This window comes from Bacillus amyloliquefaciens DSM 7 = ATCC 23350, assembly GCF_000196735.1.
GTDB lineage: Bacteria > Bacillota > Bacilli > Bacillales > Bacillaceae > Bacillus > Bacillus amyloliquefaciens.
In genome coordinates this window covers 1,034,320-1,059,781 of sequence record NC_014551.1, presented here as the reverse complement: position 1 = coordinate 1,059,781, position 25,462 = coordinate 1,034,320, and the positions used below count along the sequence as shown (strand labels likewise).

Genomic DNA, 25,462 nt, shown 5'->3' with positions numbered 1-25,462 from the left:
TAAAAAAAAGAAAAAGGAGCGATTCTACTTGAACACAGCAGACATGCTTACCACGTATCTCAGCAAACTGCCGAATCTGATCATTGCACTGCTCGTCCTGCTTATCGGCTGGGGCATTGCGAAAATCATTGAAAAAGCCGTATACAAAGGCCTCCAAAAAACAAAAATCGACGACAGACTGTTCGCCGAAAAAAAGCCGGCGCGCTATTCCTCGGAAAAAGTCATCAGTAAAATCATTTATTTTATCGCATTAATTATCGTTTTTATTCTATTCTTTAACATTCTGCATCTGACAACCGTGGCTTCGCCTTTTGTCAGCATGCTGTCGGCGATAACGGCGGCTGTGCCGAGCGTTTTAAAAGCCGGTTTGATTCTGCTGTTGGGCTGGGCGGCCGCTTCGCTTTTCAGCTATCTCGTCAAAAAAGCGGGCATGAAACTGGCTGAACACGGCTGGCTCAGAAAATGGACCATGGTTTCTGAAGAAGCGGAGATGAGCAGATCCGTTACGGCCGCTTCACGAATCGTTTTTTATTTCGTCTTGCTCTTGTTCCTGCCGGGCGTTTTGTCCGCTCTCCAGATCAGCGGAGTATCAGAACCGTTTACAAATATGATCCAAAGCGTTTTGTCCTTTATACCAAAATTATTCGCCGCGGCGCTGATTGTATTAATCGGCTGGCTTGTTGCCCGTCTCGTCCGTGATATTGTCACAAACTTTCTGGCGAGTATCGGCACGGAAAGACTTGCCGCACGTATGGGGCTTTCTATTTATCTGAAAGATACAAGCCTGTCGGCAATCATCGGAACGATTGTCTACGTGCTGATTTTCATTCCGGTTGTCATTTCTGCGCTGGATCGGCTTGATGTAGCAGGCATTTCTGAACCGGCGTCCGCAATGCTGAACACGGTCTTCACAATGCTTCCTAACATCATCATCGGTATTGTGCTGATCATCGCCGGCATCTGGATCGGAAAATGGGTAAACAGCATTGTAACAGGACTCTTGCACCGGGCCGGCTTCGACTCACTTCTTGGAAAAATGGGCTTTGAACAGGCGGAGCGCCCGAAACTTACGCTTTCTCAGACGGTCGGCATGATTGCGCAGATCATCATCGTCCTGCTCTTTACGGCAGAGGCGCTGCAGCTTGTTCATCTCGAATTTCTCGTCGTCATCGCGACCGGCATTATCGCTTACCTGCCTAATGTTCTGGCCGCTGTATTTATTCTCGGAATCGGGCTTTTGGCCGGACAGCTCGTCAGCAGACTGCTTGTCGGCATGCTGAGCGGAAAAGAATTCAGATTCCTGGCGCCGCTTGCGAAATATACAATTATCACTCTCTCAATCTTTATGGCGCTAGATCAGCTCGGCGTCGCCGATACGATCGTAAATGCCGCGTTTATTCTCATTCTGGGCGGTTTTGCACTTGCCTTCGGACTTTCATTCGGTCTTGGGGGAAAAGAGTTTGCCTCCCGTTATCTCGCGAAATTGGATCGCAAAATCGAAAAACATCAATCGGCTTCTGACGATCGTAAGCCGCCGATGTCTTAATTCAAAAAAAACGTGTGCTCAGAAGGAGCGCACGTTTTTTGAGTTTGAGGGGCAAATTCCTTTTTTTTCATTTTGAATTCCTTTATGATAAAATGTAACAGAAGTAAAATCTCTTTTTTCGAGGTCATTCTATGAAATTAACGAATTACACTGATTATTCTTTACGCGTTTTGATTTTTTTGGCTTCCAGACCTTCCGAAGAACTTTCTAACATAAAAGAAATCGCAGACACGTATTCCATCTCTAAAAACCACCTTATGAAAGTGATTTACCGTCTCGGCCAGCTCGGGTATGTAGAAACGATCCGCGGCCGTGGAGGCGGTATCCGATTAGGAATGATACCGGAAGACATAAACATTGGTGAAGTCGTTCGAAATACAGAAGACGACTTTAACATCGTAGAATGCTTTGACTCCCAAAAAAATCTCTGTATCATATCTCCCGCCTGCAACTTAAAGAACCTGTTGTATGAAGCTCTCCAAGCTTATCTGGCCGTTTTAGACAAATATACGTTGAGGGATCTGGTCAAAAATAAAGAGGAGATTATGAGACTGCTCAGAAGCTGAAGGAATGTCCGCATTCCTTCTTTTTTTATGCCCGCATAAGAAAAAAGGACTAATTCTCTTAATATGATAAATGATTGCAGACAAGTGCCGATATAAAGATTATCATTACTGATATCCTCATCTTGCGGCTGCAACGAATGGGGATAGTAAAATCATCGCAGGAAAAGGGAGATTCACTATGAAAAAAAAGTTAGCGGTCGGTTTGACTGCATCTGCGATTGTCGGGTCTGCATTAGCTGTAACACCGGCAGAAGCACAAACGATTAAGGTCAAAAGCGGAGATTCATTATGGAAGCTTGCCCAAACCTACAATACAAGCGTGGATGCCATTACATCAGCGAATCATTTAAAATCCAGCGTGCTTTCCATCGGGCAGACGCTCACCATCCCTAACGGCAAATCAGATTCCGGAAGCTCATCGTCACCTTCAAAGAACAGCGGCACATCTAAAAGTGTGTATACGGTTAAAAGCGGAGACTCGCTCTGGCTGATCGCATCTGATTTTAAAATGTCCGTGCAGGAACTGAAAAAACTGAACGGTCTGACAAGCGACTTAATCCGCGCGGGACAGAAGCTGCAAGTGACAGGGAAAGTTTCCTCAAGCACCGACCAGACAAAAACCGTGCCGGGCAGCAGCTCAAACAGCAGCAAAAATCAGTCATCATCTTCCGGGACATATAAAGTCAAACTCGGCGATTCACTATGGAAGATCGCAAACAGCGTCCATATGACCATTGCGGAACTCAAAGTTTTAAACAACTTAAAAACGGATACGATCTACGTCAACCAAGTCTTGAAAACAAAAGGAACGTCTTCTTCGGGAAGTACGCCGCCAAAGGACAATTCAAACCAAAATCAAAACCAGACGCAAACGTCCTCTTACACAGTAAAAAGCGGCGATTCGCTCTGGAAAATCGCAAACGCATACAATATGACGGTTCAGCAAATCAGAAGTATCAATAAACTGACGTCAGACATGCTGCGGGTCGGACAAGTGCTTAAGCTGACAAAAACGTCATCTTCCGGTTCTTCGTCTCCGTCAACTCCTAACCAATCCGGAGATACAGGGAAAACCACTACATATACCGTGAAAAGCGGGGATTCTTTATGGGTGATCGCCCAAAAATTCAATGTAACCGCCCAGCAGATCCGCGAGAAAAACAATCTGAAAACAGATGTGCTTCAGATCGGACAGAAGCTGACGATTACCGGACAGCAGACAAACCCAACACCGAATCAGTCCGGCGGAACAGGCGGCACAGGTTCAACAAGCGCGAAGATTAATGTAATGATCGATGCCGCAAAAGCTCAACTGGGCGTACCGTATGTATGGGGCGGGACAACGCCGAGAGGCTTTGACTGCAGCGGCTTTATTTATTACGTTCTCAATAAGGTCACTTCCGTATCCAGACTTTCAGCCGCAGGCTACTGGAATACGATGACATCAGTAAGCCAGCCGGCGGTCGGTGACTTTGTCTTTTTCTCAACTTATAAAGCCGGCCCTTCCCACGTCGGCATTTATCTCGGAAACGGACAGTTTATTAATGCCAACGATTCGGGTGTCGTCATTTCCAGCATGAACAATTCCTATTGGAAACAGCGCTACCTCGGAGCGAAACGCTTCTTCTGATACAGACAAGCTGCATAGCCGCATCAGGCTGTGCAGCTTTTTTTTACAGTCTGAAAATATTAATGCTGATCACATGTTTTGTCACGGGATGAAAATACACTTCAGCACGGGATGAAAACGTATCTTTTTTTGTTTTTACCGTAACGCGAAACACGTCTTTCGTCTGTTCCCGGTTTACTTTCGTACGGCCCATGTATGAATAATCGGTAAGCTCGGCTCCCTCGTATTCACGTTCCAGCTGATTCCATGCGAGCTGCTCCCATTTTTCAACTGATGGATCAAGGTGTTCTGTATGTCCTTTTTCAGCGATCGAGGCGATGAGAATGCCGCAAAACAATAAGGCCAGCGCAAATGGAAGGGATTTCATTGTTATGTTCTCCTGAGTCGTTTTTAGTCAATCTTAGCGTGTCCAAAAAAGGGGCGGATATGCGGTTTTATTTTATGTCTCCCTCATATTGCTATACCGCAGTTATACGGCCACCAACTTTTCCCCCGTTGCATTCAGGCTTCGGCGGCATAAACTAACGGAGAACTTCTCATTGAAAGGAGAAGCGTAAGATGGATCATGCCGATTATGATAAAGCCTTGTATTACACACACCGATCCCAATGGGACAATTTGTTAATTTTGATGGTGCGTACGAAAGATGATTTGTTATCAAAGCGTATTGAGCACTTTCTGCACGCGTATCATTTCGAATATGATGATGCGGTGCTTGAAAAAGAGCTGTATTCCCTTCTCGGGTATATTGATCATGCGGCAGAACTCGCGTATGAAGATCAATTAGCCATGCTGACATAAAACAATCCCGGCGTTAAACGCCGGGATTTCCTGTGTTTATAAACATGTTCAGTTCTTCCATCATGTCTTTCAGGCTGACCGCCATATCCTCAGATACGGTCTGGCGCTCCATGTCAATGTGAATCGGATCTAAAATCAGCTGTTTCGGGATAACATTTGCATAGACGCCCCGCATGACTGTCCGCATATTCGCCAGCGCGTTCATGCCGCCTTTTCCTCCGCCCGCCGCGGCAATGATTGCCACCGGTTTATAGGTACAGTGTTCGCTGCTTAAAAAATCAATGGCGTTTTTTAACGCGCCGCTCATGCCGCTGTGATACTCGGGAGATAATAAGACGACGGCAGACGACTTTTTCACAAGCCGTCTCAGCTCTTGCACTGAGGGCAATTCATTCTGTTCTTCTTCACCGTTATATAGCGGCAGTCCGCTTTCGCTCAAATCAATAAAATCGGTATGAAACCGGTCTCTGATATAAGAAGCGGCAATTCTAGTCCGCCCGTTTTTTCTCGGGGTGCCGCTGATCACTAATATGCTCATTTATTTTACCGCCTTTCCAGAAACATTATATTTTACGGCATACAATGCCGCTTGCGTCCGATCGGAAAGATTCAGCTTTGACAGCAGGTTGGACACATGGGTCTTCACTGTTTTTTCAGAAATAAACAGAGATGCGGCAATTTCCTTATTGCTTTTCCCTTTGGCTATTTCTTGAAGAACATCTTTTTCACGAGGGGTCAGCTGATAATATTTTTCCTTATTCTGATCATCCTGAACCATATGATTGAGCACGTGAGGCACAATGTCCGCCGACAGCCGGTAACGTCCGGAATATACTTCACGAAGTGTTTTCACTAAGTCATCGGGCTGGGCGTCTTTCAGCTGATACGCTTTGGCGCCGGCTTTTAGAGCGGGAATGACATGCTCCCGGTCAGAATAGCTCGTCAACACGACTATGCTGATGTCAGGAAATCGTTCAGCCGCAATGTTTGCCGCTTCAATGCCATCCATATCAGGCATTGATAAGTCCATTAAAATGATGTCCGGCCCCGTCTTTTCAGCTTGCTGAAGCGCTTCAGCACCGGTAGACGCCTCACCGACAACTTCAATATCCTCCTGAGTGGCGAAGAAATAGCGTAGTCCTTTGCGGACAACGTGATGATCATCAGCGATCACAATTTTCATCAGTCAGACCCTCCTATCCCGAAAAACGGAAGCCGAACGGAGACAATCGTTCCGCCGCCAAGCTCAGATTGCAATGTAAAACGGGCTCCGATTGCTTCGGCGCGCGCTTTCATGCCGGCAATGCCGAGCGACGGCAGTCCCGCATGCGCATCAGTGCTGAAGCCGGCTCCATGGTCGCTAATGGTAAGCTCGGCGTAATCCGGCTTTTTAACGGCGGAAATGATAACCCGGTCCGTTCCCGCATGCTTTTTGCAGTTATTCAAAGCTTCCTGGGCGATCCGCCATAGCGCGTGTTCCTGTTCATCCGTAAGCTCCAGTTCGTCTTCCATGTCACAGACTGCTTCCAGACCGATGAGAGCGGCATAGCTTTTGATCGACGCATACAGCCCTTTCGTTAAGCTTTCCGGCCTCAGCTGCCAAATGAGCGCCCTCATTTCTGTTAACGCATCCTGAGAGAGCTCCTGGATGAACGTAATCATCTGCCGGAGCCGTTCATCATCTGTCAAGCTTTTAGCGGCTTTTGCCGTTAAGCTGACAGAAAACAGTATCTGATTGACGGAATCATGCAGCTCTTGCGCGAGTCTGCTTCGTTCCATCAACAGGGCGTTCTGCTGTTCAAATTCAGCCAGTTTCATCCGCTGGATCGCCGTTCCGATTTGAAACGCAACCGCTTCAAGAAGATGCAGTTCTTCTTCATTGAAAAATGTCTTTTCACTTGCAGCGACATTCAGTAAACCGAATTTCCGGCCGCCGTCTTCAAGGGGAACGGTCGCATGATGGGTAATGCCCTCCGTGTCGCGGCAGTTCGTCGTCTGTTCCGCAAATTCAATCCGTTTACAATTCATAATGTTTACAGCCTTGGTCAATCCTCCGTTGCTGAATTTGGTCAGACAATAGCAGTCCCCGCTGCACATTAATGCATTGTCCCGCTGACCGAGAGCCGGCGGTAAATAAGCGGATGCGGCGAGCGTATAGGATCCGTCCGGCTCAATCAGAAAAATCCATCCTGTCTGCAGCCCGGTCAGACTGAGCAGTTCGCGCAGGACTTTATCAAGCGCTCCTTTCATATCGTGGCTTTGGTTTAAGGTTTCCGCAATCGCTTTTAATGTTTTTAACGTTTCTACCGTCGTTTTCGTCAAACTCCCTCACTCCGGCCAATCAGAATTATCCATATTATATCAATTCTCATCTGTATATTCCTTTGTTTTCAGCATGATTTTTTCTCATACTTTCGGATGAGGCGTAAAAAAACCGCCGGATGTCGCTTCCGGCGGTTTGTAGTTTATTTCGTTTTTTCCACTATGCTGTCCACCGTTTTCATGACGGCGTCAGATAATGCTGCAAGACGCTGTTCGCTGTCTTGTAAAGAAGTGCCTTTCACTGCGAAATAGAACTTCACTTTCGGCTCCGTTCCTGATGGACGAAGGCAGAACCAAGAGCCGTCTTCAAGGAAATATTTCAGGACGTTTGACTTCGGAAGATCAATATCCTCTTCCCGATGACCGGCAAATACAGTCCGTTTTCCTGTTGAATAATCCTCAGCTTGCGTAATTTGTTTTCCGGCCATTTGCTTTGGCGGATCATTTCGGAATGAAGTCAGGATAGCGGAAATCTGTTCGGCTCCCTGTTTTCCTTTTAACGTCAATGACTTCAAGCCTTCACGATAATATCCGTATTCTTTAAAGATGGAGAGCAGCGCGTCATAAAGCGACATGCCCTGCTTTTTATAAAAAGCGCATACTTCGACGGCTAACAGCGCAGCCTGGATTGCATCTTTGTCACGGGCGAAATCTCCGATTAAGTAGCCGTAGCTTTCTTCATACCCGAACTGGAATGTGTATTGGCCGGATTTTTCATATTCTTTGATCTTTTCACCGATAAATTTGAAGCCTGTTAACGTGTCGACCGTATCTAATCCGAACGATGAAGCGACGGCGCGGCCCAATTCGCTTGTGACAATCGTTTTCATGACAACGCCGTTTTCCGGAAGGGACCCTTGTTTTTTCTTCTCGGAAAGCAGATAGTGCAATAAAAGCGCCCCTGTCTGGTTCCCCGTCAGCACCGTATACTTGCCTTCACTGTTTTTCACGGCAATGCCGAGACGGTCGGCATCCGGGTCCGTAGCAACGAGAATATCGGCATTTTGTTCTTCTCCGAGCTTAATGGCATATTCGAATGCCGCGTGCTCTTCAGGGTTTGGCGATTTGACGGTTGAAAAATCCGAGTCCGGAAGCTCTTGTTCCTTTACGACAGTGACGTTTTTGTAACCGAGTGCTTCAAGACCCCGGCGTACCGGTTTATTCGCCGTGCCGTGCAGCGGAGTGAACACGACGCTGACGTCCACTTCTTCTGAAAGCTCAGGATGAACGGAGATGGAAGTCAGTTTTTCAGTATATGATTTATCAATTTCTTCACCGATAATCTTAATTAAACCTTTTTCCTTCAGCGCCTGTTCATCTTCAACTTGAATCGTTAATTCATTTTCTATGGCATTCACTTCAGCAATGACGATGTCCGCTTCTTTCGGCGGCAGCTGTGCGCCGTCATCGCCATACACTTTATATCCGTTATATTCAGGCGGGTTATGGCTGGCCGTCACGACGATACCCGCATAAGCGTTCAGCTTTCTCACCGCAAAAGACAGCTCAGGCGTCGGGCGGAGCTCATCAAATACGTATGTTTGAATGCCTTGGGAAGCAAGGGTTTTGGCAGCTTCCATCGCAAACTCAGGGGATTTATGACGGGAGTCGTACGCGATCGCAACGCCTCTTTTTTTCGCGTCCTCGCCATGTTTGGCGATATACGCCGCGAGTCCGGCGGATGCTTTGCGGACCGTGTAAATGTTCATTCTGTTTGTGCCCGGTCCGATTTCTCCTCTCATGCCTCCTGTTCCGAACTCCAGATTTTTGTAGAAAAAGTCTTCCAGCAGCTGCTCGTTTCCTTCTGCGGCCGCCAATAATTTTTTCAATTCTGAATCTAAATGTTCGGCCTGATTCCAGCGTTCGTAACTCTTACTCCAACTCATGTTCGTCCTCCTATAATTTCAGCTTATGACCATATTTTAATATGAAGCGGCTGTCCGTGTCACTTGATAACTTAACTCAACGCTTTATGTAAAAAGAAGGGCTTATGCCTTTTCGGCACAGCCCTCCGATTATTATTGTTCGAGCGGAACAACCGCATCATGCAGCAGCGTGTTTAACCACTCGGTGTGTTTCGCTTTCGTTTCATCATCCCATTGGAATCGGTCGCTCATGTAATCAATCACAGCCGTTTTATACGTTTTCACCCATTTGATGTCGAAGAACAGTCTGCCCGTTCTGCGGACGAAGAAATCAGCAGGTGTCGCAGCCATCTCTTCTTCAATGCTGTAAGCCGCTTCCGCCAAAATGTGAACCGGGATCTGGCGTTTTGCCGCTTCGTCTTTCAGACCTTCAATGCGGTTGAAGACATTATCAACGTTAGAGCCGTATCTGATGGCTAACTGCTTAGCAGTTTCCTGTGATAAACCGATTTTCAAGCCGTCTTTTGTCTTTGCTTCCACAAATGACTCGAAGTTTTTAGAGCCGCCGACATGTCCTCCGGAAATCGGCATCGTCTTCGTTTTACAGCCGCCGAAGTCCTGGCCGCCTTCTTCTTTTAAACGGTCGCGGACAAGATCGACAATGTGCTCAGCCATTTTTCTATAACCCGTCAGTTTTCCTCCGGCGATTGTAATCAGGCCGGATTGAGATGTCCAGATTTCATCTTTACGGGAGATCTCAGACGGATCTTTTCCTTCTTCGTGAATGAGCGGTCTGAGGCCGGCCCAGCTTGATTCAATATCGTCAGCCGTAATATTCAGTTCCGGGAACATATAATTGATAGAGCTGACGACATAATCACGATCCTGCACAGTCATGCGCGGATGCTCAAGTTTTTGTTTGTAAACCGTATCTGTCGTACCTACATATGTTTTTCCTTCACGCGGAATGGCGAACACCATCCGGCCGTCCGGCGTGTCAAAGTACACTGCCTGCTTAAGCGGGAATACGGATTGGTCGAATACAAGATGGACCCCTTTTGTATGCTGGAGATGCTTACCGTTTTTGCTGTGGTCTTTTTCTCTCAGCTGGTCAACCCACGGACCTGTCGCATTGACGATTTTTTTGGCATAAATTTTGTATTCCTTGCCTGACAGCAAATCTTCAACTAAAACGCCGACAACTTTTCCTTTTTCATACAGCAACTCTTTCACTTTAGAATAGTTGACAGGCTCTGCACCGAATTTAACGGCTTCTTTCATGACTTCAATCGTCAGTCTCGCATCGTCCGTCCGGTACTCTACATAGTAGCCTCCGCCTTTTAAGCCGTCTTTTTTGACAAGCGGCTCTTTCTGCAGTGTTTCTTTTGCAGACAGCATGCTTCTGCGCTCTGCTTTTTTCACCCCTGCTAAATAGTCATACACACGCAGACCGATGGAAGTAGAGAATGAACCGAATGTGCCTCCTTTATGGAACGGAAGCAGCATCCATTCCGGCGTCGTCACGTGCGGGCCGTTTTCATATACAATGGCACGTTCCTTACCGACTTCAGCGACCATTTTGACTTCAAATTGTTTCAGATAACGCAAGCCGCCGTGGACAAGCTTTGTAGATCGGCTTGATGTGCCAGCCGCAAAATCCTGCATTTCGCTCAAAGCGACTTTCATTCCTCTTGAAGCAGCGTCAAGCGCCGTACCGGCACCTGTAATACCTCCGCCTATAATAAACAGATCGTATGTTTTTTTAGTCATGTCTTCCAGCATATGATCCCGTTCCAAACTTGAAAATTGGTGATTCATCATTACGTTTCCTCCTTGTTGTCACGGTATAGAAAAAGAGACCACAACAGCCAAAGCGCTGTCATCACTTTGGTGCTGTGGTCTCTCCTCATCTCAGGACCGTTCCTATTAACTTGTTTTCAGTATACCACAATTTTATCTTATTTAAAAGCCATAGCTGCATTTACTGCTTTTTTCCAGCCACTGTACAATTCTTCGCGTTTTTCATCTTCCATATCCGGTTTGAATTGCTTATCCAGATTCCATTGATCAGCGATTTCAGCGCTGTCCTTCCAGTAGCCGACAGCAATTCCGGCTAAATATGCGGCACCGAGCGCCGTCGTTTCATTAATTTGCGGACGTTCGACCGGAACATCAAGCAAGTCGCTTTGGAACTGCATAAGGAAATTATTTTTTACCGCTCCGCCGTCTACACGCAATGTTTTCAAAGAGATGCCTGAATCAGCCTCCATGGCGTCAAGAACATCTTTCGTCTGATATGCGAGCGATTCAATCGTAGCACGGATAAAATGCTCCTTCGTCGTTCCGCGTGTCAGGCCGAAGACTGAGCCGCGCACGTCACTATCCCAGTACGGTGTGCCTAATCCGACAAAAGCAGGCACGACATAAACACCGTCAGTGGAATCCACACGCTCTGCGTATGTCTCGCTTTCTTTCGAATCCTGGAACATCCGCATGCCGTCTCTCAGCCATTGGATGGCAGAACCAGCGACAAAGATGCTTCCTTCCAGCGCATACTCAACTTTTCCGTCTAATCCCCAGGCAATTGTCGTCAGCAGGCCGTGCTCTGAAGTAATGGCTTTTTCACCGGTATTCATGAGCATAAAGCAGCCTGTGCCGTATGTGTTTTTCCCCATGCCTTCTTCAAAGCACGCCTGACCGAACAGCGCTGACTGCTGATCTCCTGCCGCCCCCGCAATCGGAATATTTTTACCGAAGAAATGATAATCAACCGTTTTCGCGTATACATGAGAAGACGGTTTCACTTCAGGCAGCATGGATTTCGGCACGCCTAAAATATCAAGCAGTTCATCATCCCATTTTAATTCATGAATATTAAACATCAGCGTTCTTGAGGCATTGGAATAATCCGTTACGTGTGCCGCGCCTCCGGACATTTTCCAGATGAGCCATGAATCAATCGTTCCGAACAGAAGATTTCCGTTTTCCGCTTTTTCCCGGGCGCCTTCTACATTGTCAAGAATCCATTTGACTTTTGTTCCTGAGAAATAAGGGTCGATCAGAAGCCCCGTTTTTTGTCTGAATGTATCACTGTATCCTTTTTCACGAAGCTCTTCGCAAATGCCGGATGTTTGTCTGGACTGCCATACAATCGCATTGTATATCGGCTTTCCGGTGTCTTTATCCCATACGACCGTCGTTTCCCTTTGGTTCGTGATGCCGATTCCGGCAATTTGATCAGCGCTGATCCCGGACTCGGAGATAACAGTCGCGATAACAGCGAGCACCGTTCCCCAGATTTCGTTCGCATTGTGCTCCACCCAGCCCGGCTGAGGGAAATGCTGTGTGAATTCCTTTTGAGCGGAATGCACGATTTTTCCTTCTTTATTAAAAAGAATCGCTCTTGAGCTTGTTGTGCCTTGGTCAATTGATAAAATATAGGTCTCCATGATGCCGCTCTCCTTTTTAAATATATTTAGAATTTGATAATGTTTTCTGTGATTGAGATTTTTTGGTGTAAATATAGAGTATGAAAAGCACGATAACCATTATAACGCTTACAAACCAAAAGCTAGGTGTCACATTCCCTTTAAACGCGGCATTGTAAAATACGCCGCCGAACGCACCGCCCATGATCGGACCGAGAACGGGAATCCAGGCATATCTCCAATTTGACGGCCCTTTTTTCGGAATCGGCAGAAAGGCGTGCGCGATTCTAGGCCCCAAATCCCGCGCAGGGTTGATCGCATACCCGGTCGTTCCTCCAAGAGAAATTCCGATGGCAACGATGAGAAATCCGACAATCAGCGGGTTCAGCCCTTTTGTAAATTCATTCGCTCCGATTGCCAAAATGCCGAGCACAAGCACAAATGTACCAATGACTTCACTTATCATATTCCCAAATGTATGAGGAATACTCGGTCCGGTTGAGAAAACGCCCAGTTTAGCGGCCGGATCATCCGTCGCCTTCCAATGGGGCAGATAATGAAGGTACACAATAACCGCACCGATAATGGCTCCGATCATCTGTCCCGCAATATAAACAGGGACGTCTTTCCAAGGAAAACTGCCTTCAAGCGCAAGGCCTATCGTTAAAGCCGGATTCAAGTGAGCGCCGCTGATGCCGCCGACAGCATATGCCGCCATGGCTACGCCCAGCCCCCAGCCAAATACAACAACAATCCATCCGGATTGGTATGAAAGCGATTTCTTTAAGTTGACTCCCGCACAAACGCCGCCGCCGAAAATAATAAGCAGCATTGTACCGATTACTTCTCCCCAAAATGCTGTCATCATCATTCCTCCTAAATGACAAAATAGCAGGTTTGACAGAGTTATAGAGAATAAAAAACCCACAACAAACCGCTTTACGCTTTATTGCCTTTCGTAAAGAGCTGTTGTGGGTCTCCGGGTCTCCATCACATAGTATTAACCTAGGTCTATTGTAACAACGGGTGTAAGCGGTGTCAATCTTTTTTTGTCATAGAATGTTCATATTTAGCCCATAAATCGGTGTCTGAAGTCGTCACGGCCGTAGCCCCTGCCTGCAGGGCGTTTTCAACGTCCTGCTCCGTGCGGATAAAGCCGCCGGCAAAAATCGGTATCCCCGTCATCTCTTTAATTTCCCGGATTAAAGTCGGAACGATGCCCGGGAGAACCTCGATAAAGTCGGGCTTATGCTTACCGACGAATTCCATACTCTTTTCCACGGCGCTTGTATCCAAGAGAAACAGACGCTGGATCGCATATATTTTCTTTTGTTTCGCTTTGGCGATGACCGCGGATCTCGTTGAAATGATGCCGGCAGGCCGGATGTCCTGACAAATGAACTCCGCACCGTATTCATCATGTTTAATGCCGTGAATTAAATCGACGTGAATCATCAGGTGTTTTCCGTGTTTTTTCGCTTCATTCACGACACCTTTTAATTGACCGAGGTGAATATCTAAAATGACGCCGTATAAGAACAGACTTTCTAAAAATGCATCGAATTGCTTCATGTTCCGGATAGCCGGTAAAATCTGCTGGTTGTGAAAACTCATGTTTTACTCCTTTACATTAAAAATCAATGCTCAGCACGCTTTCCTTGACGGTCGAAATGATGAAAGAAAGCTCTTCGTCAGTCAGGCAAAAAGGCGGTGACAGCTGAATGACATTATTATATCCCGCAACAGTATCGCCATTTTTCCCGACAAGCAGGCCTTTTTTCTTACACGAGGTGATGACGTGCTGCACAGCGGCGGCATCAGCGGGTTCCCTGGTGATTTTGTCCTTTACAAGCTCGATGCCTGTGAGAAGGCCCTTTCCGCGTATATCTCCGACCGCGGGATGTTCTCTGAGCGGCTGAAGCTCCCGGAGCAGCCTTTCCCCAAGCTCCCGGGAACGGGCGATCAGATTTTCGTCCTCCATCAATTGCAGGTTTTTCAAAGCGAGAGCGCAGGCTGCCGGATTGCCTCCGAATGTATTCACGTGCCGGAAGCGGCCGTACGGCTCACCGCCCGAGTATTTCTCAAAAATCTCCCGTTTCACTGCCGTCGCCGACAGCGGCAGGTAAGCGCTCGTGATGCCTTTTGCCATTGTGACGATGTCCGGCGAGACGCCGTAATGCTGAAATCCGAACGGCTCTCCCGTGCGGCCGAAACCGCAAATGACTTCATCACTGATCAGCAGCGCGCCGTGGCGGCGGCAAATTTCCTCTACCTTCGCCATATACCCGTCCGGAGGCATCAGTATCCCACCGCCTGTAATAATCGGTTCCATAATAACACCGGCAATCGTTTCGCTTAACTCCCACGTCATGATCCGGTCGATTTCATGTGCGCTTTCCAAAGTGTCAGCATCGGCGGGATTCCGATAGAGATCAGGCGGCGCTGCATGCAAAAATCCTTGTGAGAGCGGCTCATATTTATATTTTCTCTGCGCCTGGCCGGTAGCGACGAGCGCCCCCATCGTATTGCCGTGATAGCCTCTGTATCGGGAGATGAATTTGAAGCGGCTGTGATCGCCGTTTTCAATGTGGTATTGGCGGGCAATTTTGAACGCGGTTTCATTTGCTTCCGATCCGCTGTTGGAAAAGAAGATTACATAATCGCCGCCGAGCCATTCATTCAGTTTTTCCGCAAGTTCAATCGCGGGTTTATGGCTTTGGGTCAGCGGATAATAAGGAAGCTCTTTCAATTGGCTGTAGGCCGCATCGGCAAGTTCCTTTCTCCCGTATCCGATATTGACGCACCACAGTCCTGACATGCCGTCCAAATACCGCCTGCCGTCAATATCCGTAACCCAGGCGCCTTCCCCTTTTTGGACGATTATGCTGTCATCCGGCTCCGCCCCTTTCATCGCGTGCCAAATCAGCTCTTTATCCTTTTGTTTGAGTGACTGATTTTTTTGTACATGTTCCACACCGCTCATCTCCCTTTCAATATCATTGCACTGTATCGAAAGCTGCACGGCTTCTGACGCCGATTTTCTTGGTGAAGTTTTCCTCTTAATAAGAATATAAAGGCGCAGCGCGGGCGAGTCAACAAAGCGGCGGCAAATAAAAAACGCTTTCTCCCAGAAAGCGAAAGGGCTACAAGAGCATATCCCGAAACGGGGTACGGTGCAAGTGTTTTTATAAAAAAACCCGCCCCTAAGCGGAGCGGGCTTTCTTTATTTAAGATGCGTAATCCGGTAAATGTCTTTGCGCCGGTCTTTCAGCTGGCGCACGGTTCCGTTTTCACGCTGCCTTCTTAAAATTTCAAGGTCGACGTCCCCGATAACGACCATTTCGATATTCGGATTCGTTTCACCGACGATTCCGTCTCTGGCGAATTCAAAATCAGACGGAGCAAAAATGGCTGACTGCGCGTACTGAATATCCATATTTTCTGTTTGCGGCAGGTTTCCGACCGTGCCTGAGATGACGGTGTAAATCTGATTTTCAACCGCCCTCGCCTGAGAGCAGTACCTTACGCGCAAGTAGCCTTGGCGGTCTTCAGTACAGAACGGCGTAAAGATAATTTTCGCCCCTTGATCCGCGGCAATTCTCGCAAGCTCCGGAAACTCGATATCGTAGCAGATCTGAATGGCGATCTTTCCGCAGTCCGTATCAAATACGCGCACCCTGTCTCCGGCGCTGATGCCCCACCATTTCCGTTCATTCGGCGTAATGTGAAGCTTATATTGTTTTTCAATCGTGCCGTCACGTCTGAATAAGTAGGCGATGTTATAAATTTTCCCCTCTTCTTCAACAAAGTGGGAACCGCCGATAATGTTGACATTGTATTTCACCGCGAGGTCTGTAAAGAGGCTGATATAGTCCTCGGTATATTCGGTAATCCTCTGAATAGCCAGACTCGGAGAACGCTCCTCAAGGAAAGACATCAGCTGCGTCGTGAAAATCTCTGGGAACACCGCGAAATCAGATCGCGCATCGGAAGCCACGTCCACATAATATTCAACTTGATTGGCAAATTCCTCGAAGGAATAAATCTTTTTCATTTCATATTGAATGACGCAAATGCGCACCGGAAATGCCGATTTGTAATAGCGCTTCGACTGCGGCAGGTAATCGACATTGTTCCATTCCATTAATGTCGCATATTTAATGGACGCGGTGTCATCCGGAAGATAATTCGGATTGATCCGCATAAGCGTAAATCCGTTCATCAGCTGGAAGGAAAGCACCGGATCATAAATCTGATGGCGCGTCACCTGTTCAACATAGGCTCTCGCCGTCATTTCTTCCGCATACTTATGGTAATTCGGAATCCGTCCGCCGATAATGATGCTTTTCAGATTCAATCGTCTCGCCAGATCTTTTCTCGCTTCATACAGCCGATGTCCGATCTTCATCCGTCTGTATGCCGGATGGACCATCACTTCAATCCCGTACAAGTTCAGCCCGTCCGGGTTGTGGTTCGTGATATAACCATCGTCTGTAATGTCCTGCCATGTGTGGCGGTCATCATATTCATCGAAATTGATGATCAGGCTGGAGCATGAACCGATAATTTCCCCTTCATACTCCGCGCAAAACTGACCTTCCGGAAAATGCGCGAGGTGGCTGATTAAATGCTCAGGCTCCCAAGGCTCCATCCCCGGGAAACAATCTTTTTGCAGCTCAATAATTTTGTTGATATCTTTTTCTTCCATATTCCGTATGACCATTTTCTTTTCAAAACGGGTCAGATCAAGTTTCTCAGACAATGCTGTTTCCCCCTGCCGGTTCGTTTTGATTGTTCAATCGCTGTAAAAGTAATTCAAGTTCCATTTCCGCCATTGATTCCAGTCTGTGATCGTACTCTTCAAACAACAGAGCGCCCGTTACCTTATTCGGCACGATGACACATTTCATGCCGGCGCGTTTGGCGGCGATTGAGCCGTTGACGGAATCCTCAAAGGCAAGGCATTCAGACGGTTCAACGCCTAAATGTTCCGCCGCTTTCAGATAAAGCTCCGGATTCGGTTTCACTTCCTCTACGTCGTCAGCGGTCTGAATCACTTCAAATTCATCAAACAGACCTAATTCCTTCAGATGGCCCGATACCCATTTGAAATCTGAGCTTGAAGCGAGCCCCACCTTCAATCCTAATTCTTTTGCCGCGGCTAAATAAGCCTCAACCCCGGGACGCGCCGTTTCCGTCTTCATCCGCTGTTCGAAGCGCGCGCGCCTGATCGCCGTCAGTTCGTCATGATCAAGCTTTCTTCCCAGCTGCTCCTCTAAATAGGCGAACGGCTTAAACCCCGCAGCCGTTCCGATCACCTTTCCCCAGACGGATAAAGGCAATGTCGATCCGTGTTCTTCAAACATTTCCTGCAGCACTTCATATTCGTGGGTTTCTGTATCTAAAATTAACCCGTCAAAATCAAAGATTAATGCTTTTATCACTGTTTACAGCTCCTTTAGCTAATCGTACTGACTTATGTATACACTATACCTTGAATGTCTTTCGCGTTCAAAAAGTAACATTCGGACGGAAAGAAGAGCCTGCATTCAGTGCAAGCTCTCTTCATCCGTTACTGTGTGTTTTGGCTGGAAATATTAGAAAGAGCTGCTCCCGCAGACTCATTTGAACGCTGATCGACCGCTAAGTCTCCAAGCGCAACGATCCCGACCAGATGATTTTGATCGACAATGGGAAGGCGGCGGATTTGGTGTTGGGCCATCAGCTGTGACGCCTCTTCAAGACTCATCTCCGGATTTCCGGATACCACTTTAGAAGACATCACGTGTGAAACAGGTGTTTGGCCGTCACGGCCTTGAGCCGTTGTTCTCAATGCGATATCACGGTCTGTCAGCATTCCTTTTAACTCTCCTCCGTCAACGACGGGAATCGCTCCGACATTATGCTGATGCATCAGCGCAGCCGCTTCCTGAATCGTTTGGTTAGGAGAAACGGTAGCTACGTGGGTAGTCATTGATTGTTTGATTGAACTCATTGTAAAGCACCCCTTTCGACATTTATTATGCTCGGGGGTTTGTCTCATTATAAAGGGAGTTAGAGGAAAGAAATTGTGGTATCATGTCAAAGAAGCAAAAAAAGAGCCTGTAAAAAGGCTCTTTTCATCCGTCAGATCAGCCTTCTGTAACCGCAGGCTTCTGATCCGGCCCCTGTCTGAAAATCATCATAAGTAAACGGAAAATTCATCCCGCAATCATTCAGCAAAGCGCAATTTTTATTAAACAGCGCCCGTTCTTTCGCATCATATACCCGGTGCTGCTTTGACAGCATGCTATGTACCGTTTGCAGACAAGCCATAATTTGAAACGCTTCCTTTAAAGTTCCTTGGTAAAGTTGGTTTTGTAAAGATAATACGCCCCTTTTTTTAAAGCGCTGAATTTCCAGTTCGGGGAAATAAAGAGGAAAGACATTTTGGAACAATTCAGAGGAAAGCTCTTGTATTACGCTTTCTTGTCCGTCAGTCGCTGCGTTCACAATTCTCACATCAATCACCTTTCTTGCCATGTGAATATCCTTAATCTTTATCAAGAATAGCATAGAAAAAAACGCGAAAGCTAAGGTAAGTGTTTCCTATTGAAACAGCCGCTTTCCGCTTGAAAAGGAGCTTTATGATATGAAACAAAATGACCGCGGGCTGGAGCTTCTGATTACGGAAAAACACGCCGGACAATGGCTGTTTTCTGTCCTGAAATCAGAATTTCAGGCGTCAAAACCCGTGATAACTGAATGGATGAACCAAGAAAGCATTCAAGTAAATCGAACATCTCCCAAAAACAACATCATACTGAAAACCGGAGACCGCCTATTCATTGATCTTCAGGAAAAAACGGACTCTACGGTGGTTCCGGAATATGGAGAAGCGGAAATTTTATTTGAGGACAGTCATATGCTGATTGCAAATAAGCCGGCGGGGATGCCGACTCATCCGAATGAAGAGGGTCAGACCGGAACCCTCAGCAACCTGATCGCTTATCATTTTCAAATCAATGGCGAACAGGCGAAAGTGCGCCACGTTCACCGTCTTGACCGGGACACGTCAGGTGCGGTCGTTTTCGCTAAACATCGGCTGGCTCATGCAATCCTTGACCGTCAGCTCGAAACCAAAACATTAAAACGCACCTATATCGCCGCGGCGGAGGGGAAAGTGAAGCCGAAAAAAGGCACGGTTGATTCTCCGATCGGCCGTGACAGGTCACATTCCGTCAGAAGGCGCGTCTCACCCGGCGGACAAGCCGCCGTCACCCATTACAAAGTGAAAGGCTATCATCCCGGCGCACAGCTTTCACTGGTTGAGCTTGAATTGGAAACCGGAAGAACACATCAAATCAGGGTGCATATGGCAAGCATCGGCCATCCGTTAGCGGGAGATGAGCTGTACGGCGGAAGCCGGGCGCTGTTTCACAGACAGGCGCTTCACGCAAAAAAGGTCAGTGTCGTCCATCCGATCTCCGGAGAAGAAATTGTTGCCGAAGCGCCGATGCCGGCTGATCTGGCACACTTTGCCGAAACGTATTTCTCTTAAACCGGGTCGGCATATATAATGTATCGTTTCGGCGCATTTCCGATATAAGAAAACGGGTAGCAAGTGGTCAGGATCAGTTCCTCCCGCTCGTGCTGAAGGGTGATGACGGACGTATCATCCCGGCTGACGATTTTTGTATGCCTGATTTTATAAGAAAACGTGCCGTAAGACAGAATCACGTTCAGTCTGTCTCCTTTTTTCAGTTCGCCGGTCCGGCGGAACACCGTGTCCCTGTGGCCGGATAATACAATTTGGCCGTGTTCATCCGGATAATAGCTGTCTTTGTAATGTCCAACGCCTTTTGCTAAATCATCTGCGTCAGTCCCTTCCACAATCGGGAGGTCAGCGTCGATTTTAGGGATTTCTAAAATACCGCTTGCTTCACCTGTTTTGGGGTGAAATTCTTTTTTGCGCTGCGCCAAAGCGGCTCTATTCGTTTCTTTCTTTGCCAGAACGGGTTCAGCCGCTTTTTTTGCTTCCTCAAGCGATTGGTTTGTTTTCATATGTGAATCGACGATCTTCCAGCTTCCATAACATGTGATAATGACACCGATGATGATGACAAGAAGCGGAATGTGTTTCAGCTTGTTCATGGTGTGCGGGTTCTCCTTTTCATTCTGTACAGCCAAAATACGCCGGCGCCCGTAATCAGCATGCCGGCCAGCGCCGTCTGATGGCTGCCCGCTGAAGTATCAGGCAATGGGCGGCCTTTTTGTGTGCCGCTTTCAGTCTGTTTTGTGCTTTGTTCCAGATTTGGAGCCGGCTCAGCGTGGGTTTCAGGAATTGGTTGCACGGTGTCTGAAGCTGTTTCTTCTATGACAGGACGTTCAGGTTTTTTGGTGTGATCAGGCTGTTCTGCCCCAGCAGGTTTATCTTCTTTAGCTGGTTTTTCCGCCGGATCGGGTTTTTCTCCGTTATCAGGTTTGCTGCCTCCGGGTGTTTCCTCTCTCCCCGGCGGGTTTCCGGTGTCATCAGGTGATTCGGTTCCTGATGCCGTGCGGATGCGGCCCTCCGCTTGATAAGTAATCGGAGCTGAAAAGCTTTTGACATAGTCTACTGTCGCTTCCAAATCCTCCGGCCCCGTCACCGGATGTTTCCCAAGTTTCCCGATTGGGCCGTATTTTGCCCCGGCTGCGTTTGCCATAAAATCATTGACTGTTAATGTATATACCTTTTCGGGCTGTATGTCTGTCCCGTCCGCCATTTTCATATCAACCGCTTTTCCGGTTTCCGGGTTCCATGTATAAGAAAATCCGCTGATGCTGTAATCCGGGCCGTAAGCCGGGGAAATTTGCGCATTGATGATGTCTCGCAGATCTTTCCCTTTGATTTCAAGCTTCGTCAGTACATTGCCGAACGGCTGTATATTATAAAGATCTCCCCATGTGATCGGCCCTTTTTTTATGCCGTCCCGGATGCCGCCGCCATTCATTAGCGCAAAATCGGATTTCATCTTCGCTTTCATACCGTCGGCAATCAGATTTCCGAGTGCCGTGTCCCCGTCATTTGAATAGCCGCCCGTTATTTCATGGGCCGCTTCCCCGACCACTTCGCTGACAATCGGTTTCACTTTCTCTTCATATTTGCTTAATATGCTTGCCGCTGCCGGGTCAGGCTTAATTTTACTTTGATCGATGTATTGGATTTCCGCTGATTTTTTTACGATATCCTTCGACTTTTTATCAAGTTCGAGATCGGCGATTCCGATTGCTTTTCCATATTCAAATGCCTGCACGATCAGCTTCCCGTTGACTTCCCCGTTTACGACTTTGTGATTGTGCGCGGCGAAAATCACGTCAATCTCCGAGTCTGTCCCGTCGGCCAGCTTTGCGGATTCTCCCGTGATCGCTGTGCCATTTTGTTCAGCAGACATATGGGCAAGCACTGCGATTGCTTTAATTCCTTTCTTCTTCAGGTCGGCGGCGGCTTCATTTACGGCCTTTACCTCATCGGTAAACGTGATATTTTTGATTCCGTCCGGAATGACCATGCCTGCTGCCGATCTTGTTACAACCCCGATAAAAGCGACCGGAATTCCGGAAACGTATTTGATTTCATACGGCGGCAGAAAGGACTCTCCTGATTTCAGTTTACAGTTGGCGCAAACGAGCGGGAAATTTTGGCCGTCATAACCGCTTGTCCCCTTACCGTCCGGATGATCTCCTCCATTGATGATCCGCATCAGCTCATTTGTTCCTTCATCGAATTCATGGTTGCCGACAGTTCCGACATCAAAACCGATGTCTTCCATCAGTTCAACTGTCGGTTCATCTTGAAAAAGGGCTGACACAGGGGAACTGCCCCCGATCATATCGCCCGCATGCACCACGAGGGCGTTTTCTTTCTCGGCTTTCGCCTTTTTAATATACGCCGCAGCGTAGTCCATCCGGCCGAAGGTGCCGTCCGGTTTACCGTCTCCGTTAAGGTCCAGCTCATATTGCTGATCAATTTTTCCGTGCAGATCATTCATGCTGATGATTCTGAGCGGGACACGGCCGGGGTCTTCTGTCCGCTGTTCTTTATCTGCCTTATCCGTTCCAGATTCATTCAGAGGACCGGCTTGTCCGACTGCTTCCGCATCTTTTACGCTGAAAATCATAAAACAAACCGCCAGCAGACAGAACCACTGACGCATACACCTTTTTTTCTTCATACATTTCCCCCCTTGTCTTCTAAGAAATACGTTAGCTTATTTTCTTAAAAATCACATCACTTTTTTGTAAAGATTGTCTTCGCTGGCGCAAAATAGTAAATAATCACCATGTAACGAATTAGGTCTTGATGTATAACGGATCGGCTTTCTTCACATCTGATTTGACATGAAGGAGGAATACAACCAGTGGAACAGCAGCAGAATCAGCAGCAGCAGTCGCCAGTAAATCAGGGGATGCCGGGTTCACCGCAAGTGAATCACGGAGGACATGAGCTTTTCGATATGCATGAAGTACTGGCCGGAACAGTCGGCGTTTTGGATCAATTTATGATGCTCAGACAATTTATACAGGATCAGCAGCTGGCCGATATCCTTGATCGCCAGTACCAATTCATTCTCGGACTCTATAATCTGACGGCAGAATGCTTTAAGACCGGTCAAAAGCCTTCTCAGGAAACTTCAACATATATGATGAAGGAACAGAACCAAGCCGTGTACGGTATAAAACCGACACAGCCGAAAAAACCGAATCAATCATTAAGTGATGTCAAAGATCTTGGGATAAGCGGCCATATGCTCGGCCTGATTAAAGCACAAGCTTCTCTCTTGACGATGAGCTCGCTTGAAATGACCAATCCTGTGACAAGAAGAGTGCTCTCCGCTCAAATTCAGCAATACGTTGAAATGGCTTATGAAATCTTCTTATACCAAAACAAACACGGTTATTATCAGGTTCCTCAGCTCAATGCACAAGATATGCAGACCATGCTGAATTCCTTTGCGCCGGCGCAGGGGCAGCCGCAGATGCCTCCGACTAAAGGCCAAACGGGACAGCAGCAGCAAAACCTGCATTGATTAAGAAACGGCGTTGGATACCTGTCTCTCCAATGCCGTTTTCTTTTTTTCATATGCTTTTGTGAAATCATGTTCAAAGCGTTTCAGGCTTTCTTTTGTAGCCGCTTCAAAGCCTTTTTCAAAATCCTGTGTTTCGGCTGTTTTGTTAATAATGGTTAAAATAATGCCTTCTCCGAATGTATCGGTTAAATCCTTTATCATATAAAAGCTTTGCAAATACACATCCGTCTCATATTCCATACGCGATTTCTGCCATTTTCGGTCGGTCGTTAATTGATCAAACGGCACGACGGAAAATGTAATCGGATCAATGACTACATCATAATGCGCGACCCACTCGCTCAGCCCCTCATGAAACCAAAGCGGAAATACAGACGTAGCCGTCCCCATTTGACGTGTTTTTTGATGAAACGCATAGTGCGTATATTCATGTATAATCAATTGCTTATACATAAAAACAGCCAGCTCATCTTTTTTCAAAAGCTGTTTTTTCTCTTCAGGCAACAGTCCTATCATCTGCTCCTGCTCTGAATAAAAACCGACTACATTTTTTAACCCTGAATATTGCTCAATTTCAGCTTCATCCGAAAAGAAAATGAGTTCAAGGGGCGCTGTTCCTTTATAACCGACAATGATTTGGCTGATACGCTTTGCGTAGTCTAGCGTAAGCTTGGTCAGATCCAAGAGCGGCTTTTCATCCGCCGTATAGTAAATCGCTGTATGTTTGTAAATTTCTTTATTCATGTGTTCAGTCACTTGTTCCTTCGTCGGAACAGAGCGGCTGTTTTGGCCTGACAGGACGTACATCATACTTACTGAAACGGCTGAACTGACAGCCAATATGACAAGGACTCCGCACAGGATCAGAGTGAATACCGCCCGTTTCCCCATGCTGTCACGCAAACAAGCTCCCTCCCCGATCCTTCAATTTTCATCTCATTCTTTACCTTATGCGCCTGAGCGTTGGGACGTGACGGCAGATAAAATAAAAAAGCCGCAGCAGAATGCGGCTTTTTCAAATTCATTTATTTATTGGGATTTGGGAATACACGCTGCACCATTTGACCGAATTCATCAAACAGACCGGATACAGGGTGGCCGTTTTTGATTCGTTTTACGTAGCCTTGCATACGTTCAACGAAATCCGGGTTTGCTGATACATATACTGTCCGGACATGTTTATCGGCTGATTTCACTTTATCGGTAATCTTTTGTTTTAAATGGTTGGCACTGGCGCCTTTTTGCCCATTTGTCAAAACAACGGCAACAAAAGCGCTGTTTCCGGCAACGATCACAGTTGCATTTTTAACTTCTTTCAGATCAGTCACCTTGTCTGCGGCTTTATCAGCTACTCTCAGGTTACGGTTGTTATTATGATCAGTAGGCGTGTTGCGGTAATTTACATTCTGGGTACGGTTGTCATTTCGTTTTCCTTCTCCCTGGTTCCCCATGCTGCACCCTGCGGTAATCAGCATCGGCAGAAGAAGGGCAGAAATAACTGCTTGTTTTTTTATCATGTTGAATTCCTCCTTTCTCACTTTACGTATAGGTTTTTCTATTCGGCGGGATTTATGCACGCCGTTTGCTTTATGCGGCTTGGATAAATTTCAGAAGGAAAGGAAAAGATAAGCGTAATCAATTGAATGAGGAGGGATTTAACTTGTTCAGACAAAAAAAAGGCATCAGCCCGACAGCGCTGCTGATCGGATCATCACTTTTGATCGCAGCTTTATCACCGGAAATCCGCCGCAAAATCACCGGAATGGTTTCAGGACAAATGCAGCATAAGGATGGCGCTCATTCCATGCAGCCTGCTGAGCTGATTAAACAGGCTTTCGGCGGGGAATCCGGCCGCCAGCAGCATACAGACAAAGCCCGGCACTCACAAACCGGCTCCATGCAGCCTGCCGAGCTGATCAAACAGGCTTTCGGCGGGGAATCCGGCCGCCAGCAGCATGAGCAGACTTCCCGCAATCACTCCGGCGCATCATCTTCGTCTCATGAACACAGCCGGAGGCATACAGACGGACAGACAGACCGCAGAAAAGAAACTTCGGCAAAGCCTCACTATACGGAGCCGATTCACTTTGAAGAAAGCGCGGTAAATGTTTTAAATGACAGCACCGTGATGAATATGCTGGAAGAAATCGAACCCGGAAATCAGTAAAAAAACCCACGAATCCTTGTCTAGTAAGGATTCGTGGGTTCTTTAATCCCGCCGGTTTTGGACTCGGTGAGCTAAAAAATCCTTCATTC

25 protein-coding genes are annotated in these 25,462 nt (G+C 47.2%); 7 read left to right on the top strand and 18 right to left on the bottom strand.

Going from position 1 to position 25,462, the window contains the following annotated elements:
- Nucleotides 1-28 precede the first annotated feature (28 nt).
- The 3 genes from BAMF_RS25815 (at nucleotide 29) to BAMF_RS25805 (ending at nucleotide 3,742) form a co-directional block, all read left to right on the top strand.
- On the top strand, nucleotides 29-1,546 hold the full coding sequence (locus BAMF_RS25815) for a mechanosensitive ion channel (RefSeq protein WP_013351655.1): 1,518 nt from the start codon (nucleotides 29-31) through the stop codon (nucleotides 1,544-1,546).
- 131 nt (nucleotides 1,547-1,677) lie between these two features.
- Nucleotides 1,678-2,112, top strand: a complete 435-nt coding sequence (gene nsrR, locus BAMF_RS25810) for a nitric oxide-sensing transcriptional repressor NsrR (RefSeq protein ID WP_013351654.1) — start codon at nucleotides 1,678-1,680, stop codon at nucleotides 2,110-2,112.
- Between the two features lie 178 nt (nucleotides 2,113-2,290).
- Entirely contained in the window at nucleotides 2,291-3,742 is a 1,452-nt protein-coding gene (locus BAMF_RS25805; RefSeq protein ID WP_013351653.1) for a C40 family peptidase, read from the top strand.
- A 43-nt stretch (nucleotides 3,743-3,785) separates the two neighbouring features.
- Here BAMF_RS25805 and BAMF_RS25800 read toward each other — a convergent pair whose 3' ends face one another.
- A complete protein-coding gene (locus tag BAMF_RS25800; RefSeq protein ID WP_013351652.1) occupies nucleotides 3,786-4,109 on the bottom strand; it encodes a DUF3889 domain-containing protein in 324 nt (107 codons plus the stop codon).
- 191 nt (nucleotides 4,110-4,300) lie between these two features.
- On the opposite strand from BAMF_RS25800, the gene BAMF_RS25795 reads away from it, so the two are divergent.
- Nucleotides 4,301-4,543 (top strand): YhdB family protein, encoded by a 243-nt coding sequence (locus BAMF_RS25795; RefSeq protein WP_013351651.1) that lies wholly within the window; start codon nucleotides 4,301-4,303, stop codon nucleotides 4,541-4,543.
- Nucleotides 4,544-4,556: 13 nt separating this feature from the next.
- Here the strand turns inward: BAMF_RS25795 and BAMF_RS25790 are convergent, their stop codons facing one another.
- The 13 genes from BAMF_RS25790 to BAMF_RS25730 form a co-directional block, all read right to left on the bottom strand.
- Complete coding sequence (locus tag BAMF_RS25790) at nucleotides 4,557-5,081, bottom strand: NADPH-dependent FMN reductase (protein WP_013351650.1); 525 nt, start codon at nucleotides 5,079-5,081, stop codon at nucleotides 4,557-4,559.
- Entirely contained in the window at nucleotides 5,082-5,726 is a 645-nt protein-coding gene (locus tag BAMF_RS25785) for a response regulator (RefSeq protein ID WP_013351649.1), read from the bottom strand.
- On the bottom strand, nucleotides 5,726-6,865 hold the full coding sequence (locus tag BAMF_RS25780) for a GAF domain-containing sensor histidine kinase (protein ID WP_013351648.1): 1,140 nt from the start codon (nucleotides 6,863-6,865) through the stop codon (nucleotides 5,726-5,728). The genes BAMF_RS25785 and BAMF_RS25780 overlap by 1 nt, the downstream gene beginning before the upstream one ends.
- A 143-nt stretch (nucleotides 6,866-7,008) precedes the next feature.
- On the bottom strand, nucleotides 7,009-8,751 hold the full coding sequence (locus tag BAMF_RS25775) for a phospho-sugar mutase (RefSeq protein WP_013351647.1): 1,743 nt from the start codon (nucleotides 8,749-8,751) through the stop codon (nucleotides 7,009-7,011).
- Between the two features lie 132 nt (nucleotides 8,752-8,883).
- On the bottom strand, nucleotides 8,884-10,551 hold the full coding sequence (gene glpD, locus BAMF_RS25770; RefSeq protein WP_013351646.1) for a glycerol-3-phosphate dehydrogenase: 1,668 nt from the start codon (nucleotides 10,549-10,551) through the stop codon (nucleotides 8,884-8,886).
- Nucleotides 10,552-10,688: 137 nt separating this feature from the next.
- The gene (gene glpK / locus BAMF_RS25765; protein ID WP_013351645.1) at nucleotides 10,689-12,179 is read right to left on the bottom strand and encodes a glycerol kinase GlpK; all 1,491 of its coding nucleotides are present in this window, start codon (nucleotides 12,177-12,179) and stop codon (nucleotides 10,689-10,691) included.
- A gap of 16 nt (nucleotides 12,180-12,195) precedes the next feature.
- The gene (locus BAMF_RS25760) at nucleotides 12,196-13,023 is read right to left on the bottom strand and encodes an MIP/aquaporin family protein (protein ID WP_014469958.1); all 828 of its coding nucleotides are present in this window, start codon (nucleotides 13,021-13,023) and stop codon (nucleotides 12,196-12,198) included.
- Between the two features lie 173 nt (nucleotides 13,024-13,196).
- Entirely contained in the window at nucleotides 13,197-13,772 is a 576-nt protein-coding gene (locus tag BAMF_RS25755; RefSeq protein ID WP_013351643.1) for a glycerol-3-phosphate responsive antiterminator, read from the bottom strand.
- Between the two features lie 16 nt (nucleotides 13,773-13,788).
- Nucleotides 13,789-15,141 (bottom strand): aspartate aminotransferase family protein, encoded by a 1,353-nt coding sequence (locus tag BAMF_RS25750; RefSeq protein ID WP_127721182.1) that lies wholly within the window; start codon nucleotides 15,139-15,141, stop codon nucleotides 13,789-13,791.
- A gap of 240 nt (nucleotides 15,142-15,381) precedes the next feature.
- On the bottom strand, nucleotides 15,382-16,920 hold the full coding sequence (locus tag BAMF_RS25745) for a bifunctional GNAT family N-acetyltransferase/carbon-nitrogen hydrolase family protein (protein WP_013351641.1): 1,539 nt from the start codon (nucleotides 16,918-16,920) through the stop codon (nucleotides 15,382-15,384).
- Nucleotides 16,913-17,602 (bottom strand): HAD family hydrolase, encoded by a 690-nt coding sequence (locus BAMF_RS25740; protein WP_013351640.1) that lies wholly within the window; start codon nucleotides 17,600-17,602, stop codon nucleotides 16,913-16,915. Before BAMF_RS25740 ends, BAMF_RS25745 begins: the two co-directional genes overlap by 8 nt.
- Nucleotides 17,603-17,730: 128 nt before the next feature.
- Nucleotides 17,731-18,153, bottom strand: a complete 423-nt coding sequence (locus BAMF_RS25735) for a CBS domain-containing protein (RefSeq protein ID WP_013351639.1) — start codon at nucleotides 18,151-18,153, stop codon at nucleotides 17,731-17,733.
- Nucleotides 18,154-18,284: 131 nt separating this feature from the next.
- Entirely contained in the window at nucleotides 18,285-18,680 is a 396-nt protein-coding gene (locus tag BAMF_RS25730) for a DUF5365 family protein (protein WP_013351638.1), read from the bottom strand.
- 109 nt (nucleotides 18,681-18,789) lie between these two features.
- On the opposite strand from BAMF_RS25730, the gene BAMF_RS25725 reads away from it, so the two are divergent.
- A complete protein-coding gene (locus tag BAMF_RS25725; RefSeq protein ID WP_013351637.1) occupies nucleotides 18,790-19,698 on the top strand; it encodes an RluA family pseudouridine synthase in 909 nt (302 codons plus the stop codon).
- On the opposite strand, the gene BAMF_RS25720 is transcribed toward BAMF_RS25725, so the two are convergent.
- Together BAMF_RS25720 and BAMF_RS25715 are read right to left on the bottom strand one after the other, a co-directional pair.
- A complete protein-coding gene (locus BAMF_RS25720) occupies nucleotides 19,695-20,291 on the bottom strand; it encodes a class D sortase (protein WP_013351636.1) in 597 nt (198 codons plus the stop codon). The two genes, BAMF_RS25725 and BAMF_RS25720, sit on opposite strands and share 4 nt — an antisense overlap.
- Complete coding sequence (locus BAMF_RS25715; protein ID WP_013351635.1) at nucleotides 20,288-22,351, bottom strand: bifunctional metallophosphatase/5'-nucleotidase; 2,064 nt, start codon at nucleotides 22,349-22,351, stop codon at nucleotides 20,288-20,290. The genes BAMF_RS25720 and BAMF_RS25715 overlap by 4 nt, the downstream gene beginning before the upstream one ends.
- 186 nt (nucleotides 22,352-22,537) lie before the next feature.
- Here BAMF_RS25715 and BAMF_RS25710 point away from each other — a divergent pair, with 186 nt between their 5' ends.
- Entirely contained in the window at nucleotides 22,538-23,206 is a 669-nt protein-coding gene (locus tag BAMF_RS25710) for a spore coat protein (RefSeq protein WP_013351634.1), read from the top strand.
- Here BAMF_RS25710 and BAMF_RS25705 read toward each other — a convergent pair whose 3' ends face one another.
- Nucleotides 23,207-24,109: a hypothetical protein gene (locus BAMF_RS25705; protein ID WP_013351633.1), complete on the bottom strand. Its 903-nt coding sequence runs from the start codon at nucleotides 24,107-24,109 to the stop codon at nucleotides 23,207-23,209.
- Between the two features lie 122 nt (nucleotides 24,110-24,231).
- Nucleotides 24,232-24,723 (bottom strand): YhcN/YlaJ family sporulation lipoprotein, encoded by a 492-nt coding sequence (locus BAMF_RS25700; protein ID WP_013351632.1) that lies wholly within the window; start codon nucleotides 24,721-24,723, stop codon nucleotides 24,232-24,234.
- 143 nt (nucleotides 24,724-24,866) lie between these two features.
- On the opposite strand from BAMF_RS25700, the gene BAMF_RS25695 reads away from it, so the two are divergent.
- Nucleotides 24,867-25,373 (top strand): hypothetical protein, encoded by a 507-nt coding sequence (locus tag BAMF_RS25695; protein WP_013351631.1) that lies wholly within the window; start codon nucleotides 24,867-24,869, stop codon nucleotides 25,371-25,373.
- The last annotated feature ends 89 nt before the right edge of the window (nucleotides 25,374-25,462 follow it).

What these genes read in the sequence shown, in the direction of transcription:
- nsrR (WP_013351654.1), top strand. Translation starts at nt 1,678, where the DNA reads ATGAAATTAACGAATTACACTGATTATTCTTTACGCGTTTTGATTTTT.
- BAMF_RS25805 (WP_013351653.1), top strand. Translation starts at nt 2,291, where the DNA reads ATGAAAAAAAAGTTAGCGGTCGGTTTGACTGCATCTGCGATTGTCGGG.
- BAMF_RS25800 (WP_013351652.1), bottom strand. Translation starts at nt 4,109, where the DNA reads ATGAAATCCCTTCCATTTGCGCTGGCCTTATTGTTTTGCGGCATTCTC.
- BAMF_RS25795 (WP_013351651.1), top strand. Translation starts at nt 4,301, where the DNA reads ATGGATCATGCCGATTATGATAAAGCCTTGTATTACACACACCGATCC.
- BAMF_RS25790 (WP_013351650.1), bottom strand. Translation starts at nt 5,081, where the DNA reads ATGAGCATATTAGTGATCAGCGGCACCCCGAGAAAAAACGGGCGGACT.
- BAMF_RS25785 (WP_013351649.1), bottom strand. Translation starts at nt 5,726, where the DNA reads ATGAAAATTGTGATCGCTGATGATCATCACGTTGTCCGCAAAGGACTA.
- BAMF_RS25775 (WP_013351647.1), bottom strand. Translation starts at nt 8,751, where the DNA reads ATGAGTTGGAGTAAGAGTTACGAACGCTGGAATCAGGCCGAACATTTA.
- glpD (WP_013351646.1), bottom strand. Translation starts at nt 10,551, where the DNA reads ATGATGAATCACCAATTTTCAAGTTTGGAACGGGATCATATGCTGGAA.
- glpK (WP_013351645.1), bottom strand. Translation starts at nt 12,179, where the DNA reads ATGGAGACCTATATTTTATCAATTGACCAAGGCACAACAAGCTCAAGA.
- BAMF_RS25760 (WP_014469958.1), bottom strand. Translation starts at nt 13,023, where the DNA reads ATGACAGCATTTTGGGGAGAAGTAATCGGTACAATGCTGCTTATTATT.
- BAMF_RS25755 (WP_013351643.1), bottom strand. Translation starts at nt 13,772, where the DNA reads ATGAGTTTTCACAACCAGCAGATTTTACCGGCTATCCGGAACATGAAG.
- BAMF_RS25750 (WP_127721182.1), bottom strand. Translation starts at nt 15,141, where the DNA reads ATGAGCGGTGTGGAACATGTACAAAAAAATCAGTCACTCAAACAAAAG.
- BAMF_RS25735 (WP_013351639.1), bottom strand. Translation starts at nt 18,153, where the DNA reads ATGAGTTCAATCAAACAATCAATGACTACCCACGTAGCTACCGTTTCT.
- BAMF_RS25730 (WP_013351638.1), bottom strand. Translation starts at nt 18,680, where the DNA reads ATGGCAAGAAAGGTGATTGATGTGAGAATTGTGAACGCAGCGACTGAC.
- BAMF_RS25725 (WP_013351637.1), top strand. Translation starts at nt 18,790, where the DNA reads ATGAAACAAAATGACCGCGGGCTGGAGCTTCTGATTACGGAAAAACAC.
- BAMF_RS25720 (WP_013351636.1), bottom strand. Translation starts at nt 20,291, where the DNA reads ATGAACAAGCTGAAACACATTCCGCTTCTTGTCATCATCATCGGTGTC.
- BAMF_RS25715 (WP_013351635.1), bottom strand. Translation starts at nt 22,351, where the DNA reads ATGAAGAAAAAAAGGTGTATGCGTCAGTGGTTCTGTCTGCTGGCGGTT.
- BAMF_RS25700 (WP_013351632.1), bottom strand. Translation starts at nt 24,723, where the DNA reads ATGATAAAAAAACAAGCAGTTATTTCTGCCCTTCTTCTGCCGATGCTG.